At 57.3% G+C, this 2,368-nt stretch carries 1 rRNA gene; it reads right to left on the bottom strand.

Going from position 1 to position 2,368, the window contains the following annotated elements:
• Positions 1-41: 41 nt before the first annotated feature.
• Positions 42-2,368, bottom strand: a 23S ribosomal RNA gene (locus BO225_RS00875); the annotation flags it as partial.

A 2,368-nucleotide genomic window follows, 5' to 3' on the forward strand; every position in this document is an offset into this window, starting at 1 on the left:
CTTTCGTCTGTTTCAAGTCATGGCGTCCTCTCTTCTCTTTTCTGATCAAGTCCTCGGCCTATTAGTACCGGTCCACTCCGGACATCGCTGCCCTTCCATTCCCGGCCTATCCACCTTGTCGTCTTCAAGGGGCCTTACTTCTCTTTTCAAGATTGGGAGATCTCATCTCGGGGTGGGCTTCGTGCTTAGATGCTTTCAGCTCTTATCCCTTCCCTGCTTGGCTACCCGGCTGTGCTCCTGGCGGAACAACCGATGCACCAGCGGCAGGTCCATCCCGGTCCTCTCGTACTGAGGACAGCTCCCCTCAGATCTCCGACGCCCACAACAGATAGGGACCGAACTGTCTCACGACGTTCTGAACCCAGCTCGCGTACCGCTTTAATGGGCGGACAGCCCAACCCTTGGAACCGAATCCAGCTCCAGGATGCGATGAGCCGACATCGAGGTGCCAAACCTCGCCGTCGATGTGAACTCTTGGGCGAGATCAGCCTGTTATCCCCAGGGTAGCTTTTATCCGTTGAGCGACGGCCCTTCCATTCGGCACCGCCGGATCACTAATCCCGACTTTCGTCCCTGTTCGAGTTGTTGCTCTCACAGTCAGGCACGCTTCTGCATTTGCACTCGCCGGCTGGTTTCCATCCAGCCTGAGCGTACCTTTGGGCGCCTCCGTTACTCTTTGGGAGGCGACCGCCCCAGTCAAACTGCCCGCCTGGCACTCTCCCTGTCCTATCGACCAGGTTAGGGCCCCGGACGCACAAGGGTGGTATCCCAACATCGACTCCGAAAGAACTGGCGTCCCTTCTTCTTCGTCTCCCACCTATCCTGTACATGTCCGTCCAGCACCCAATGCCGAGCTGCAGTAAAGCTCCATGGGGTCTTTCCGTCTAGTTGCGGGTAACCTGCATTTTCACAGGTACTAAGATTTCACCGAGCCTGCTGCCGAGACAGCGCCCAAATCGTTACACCTTTCGTGCGGGTCAGAACTTACCTGACAAGGAATTTCGCTACCTTAGGACCGTTATAGTTACGGCCGCCGTTCACTGGGGCTTCGGACCACTGCTTCATCTTCCGATTGACAGATCCCCTTAACCTTCCAGCACCGGGCAGGTGTCACCCCCTATACGTCGCCTTGCGGCTTGGCAGGGAGCTGTGTTTTAGTTAAACAGTCGCTTGGGCCTTTTCACTGCGGCTCATAAGAGCGCCCCTTCTTGCGAACGTACGGGGCCGTTTTGCCGAGTTCCTTGGCAACAGTTCTCTCGCTCACCTTCGTTTTCTCAACGCGCCCACCTGTGTCGGTTTTGGTACGGGCCTGGCAGATCCATCAGCTAGAAGCTTTTCTCGGGAGCCGTAGCCATGTGCTTCGCTACTCCCCTCAGGTTTCGCTTCCCCTTCGCGCTCTGTCTTGTGGTACCGGATTTCCCTGGTACCCGACTGCTTCGCTTGGCCCTCAATCCATTCAGAGGGTCACACTCTCCGTCTCCGTCGCTCCTTCGCCGGACCTGCCCGGGTGCAGGAATATACGCCTGCTTTCCATCCGCTGCGCCTTTCGGCCTCGCGTTAGGTCCCGACTTACCCAGGGCGGACGAACCTTCCCCTGGAATCCTTGGGCTTTCGGTGTGCAGGATTCCCACCTGCATCTCGCTACTCACACCGGCATTCTCGCTTCCATGCTCTCCATATGCCCTCGCGGTCATACTTCTGCGACCATGCAACGCTCCCCTACCACTTAGTTTCCTAAATCCGCAGCTTCGGTATCAGGCTTAGCCCCGGTACATTTTCGGCGCAGGGCCACTCGACTAGTGAGCTGTTACGCACTCTTCAAAGGATGGCTGCTTCTGAGCCAACCTCCTAGCTGTCTGTGCGTCCCCACATCCTTTTCCACTTAGCCTGCATTTCGGGACCTTGGCTGGCGGTCTGGGCTGTTTCCCTCTCGACCACGGACCTTATCACCCGCAGTCTGACTGCCGGCCTTCCATAGCGGGCATTCGCAGTTTGATCACATTCAGTACCCCGGGATGGGGCCATCATGCATTCAGTGCTCTACCTCCCGCTACCATCGGCCGACGCTAGCCCTAAAGCTATTTCGGGGAGAACCAGCTATCTCCGGGTTCGATTGGAATTTCTCCGCTAGCCGCAGGTCATCCGCTGACTTTTCAACGGCAGTCGGTTCGGTCCTCCACAGGATCTCACTCCTGCTTCAACCTGCCCACGGCTAGATCACCCGGTTTCGGGTCTGCCCGCGTATACTCTTTCTTCCGCCCTCTTCAGACTCGCTTTCGCTCCGGCTCCGCCCTTTCCGGCTTAACCTTGCATACACGGACAACTCGCCGGTTCATTCTACAAAAGGCACGCCATCACCCATAGACGG

The organism is Dubosiella newyorkensis, from assembly GCF_001945605.1.
In the GTDB taxonomy this organism is placed as follows: domain Bacteria; phylum Bacillota_I; class Bacilli_A; order Erysipelotrichales; family Erysipelotrichaceae; genus Dubosiella; species Dubosiella newyorkensis.